The sequence below is a fragment of the Rhizobacter sp. P3_B12 genome (genome assembly GCF_056402895.1).
Genome location: NZ_JBFUGN010001361.1, coordinates 1 through 1281, shown reverse-complemented (window position 1 = coordinate 1281; position 1281 = coordinate 1). Strand labels below are relative to the sequence as shown.

General features: G+C 69.8%; 1 pseudogene. It reads right to left on the bottom strand.

The features are described from left to right. Window positions 1–1281, bottom strand: a pseudogene (locus tag AC1D01_RS35240) (heme utilization protein); the annotation flags it as partial.

The window sequence follows — 1281 nt, the reverse complement described above, 5'->3', positions numbered from 1 at the left end:
GCCGTCGTCAGCGCGCGCAGGTCATCGCTTTCCAGGCCGGCCACCTGGCTGGCCTTCAGCGCGGCGACCTGGGCGGTCGACAGCGCGGCGAAGTCGGCGGTGTTCAGCGCGTTCAGGTCTTCGGTCGTCAGGTTGGCGACCTGGGTGGTCGACAGCGCGGCGACCTGGGCCGTCGACAGCGCGCCCATGTGGTCGGAGTTCAGCGCGGAGAGCTGGTCGCTGTTCAGCGCGCGGATCGCCGCGGTGCTGAGGGCGCGCAGATCCTGCGTCTCCAGGTGCGACATCTGCGTCGTCGTGATGGCGGCCGCCTGGGCGGTGGTCATCGCGGCGAACTGCGCGGTGKTCAKCGCGTTCAGGTTGTTGGTGTTCAGGCCGTCGACCTGCGGCGTCGAGGTCAGCGCGGCGACCTGGGCGGTCGTCAGCTGGGCCATCTGGTCGGAGGTCAGCGCATTGATCTGGTCGGTGTTCAGCGCGCGGATCGCGGCGGTGCTGAGCGCGCGCAGGTCGGCCGATTCGAGGTTCGGGATCTGGTCGGTCGTCAGCGCAGCGGCCTGGGCCGAGTTCATCGCGGCGTATTGCGCGGTGCTCAGCGCACGCAGGTCATCGGACTGCAGGCCGGCGATCTGGGTGGCGGTCAGCGAGGCGACCTGGGCGGTCGACAGCGCGGCGAACTGCGCGGTGTTCATCGCGTTCAGGTCGTCGGTCGTCAGGTTGGTCAGCTGGGCGGTCGTGAGGCCGGCGACTTGCGCGGTCGTCAGCTGGCCCATCTGGTCCGAGGTCAGCGCATCGACTTGCGCGGTGGTCCAGTTGCGCAGCGCGGCGGTGCTCAGCGTGCGCAGGTCCGACGATTCCAGGTGCGGGATCTGGTCGGTCGTCAGCGCAGCGGTCTGCGCRCTCGACATCGCGGTGAACTGCGCGGTGCTCAGTGCGTTCAGGTCGTCCGAGGCCAGCGAGGCGATCTGCGTGGTCGTCAGCGCGGCCACCTGCGTGGTCGTCAGCGACGCGATCTGGTCGGAGGTGAGGGCCGCGAACTGGTCGCTGTTGAGGCCGCGGATGCCGGCGGTGCTGATCGCACGCAGGTCCGAGGACTCGATGTTGGGCATCTGGTCGCTGGTCAGCGCGGCGACCTGGGCGGTGGTCAGCGCGGCGTACTGGCCGGTGGTCAGTGCGCGCAGGTCATCGGATTGCAGGCCGGCGATCTGCGTCGGCGTCAGCGCGGCGACTTGCGCGGTCGACAGCGCGACGAACTGCGCGGTGTTCATCGCGTTCAGGTCGTCGGTG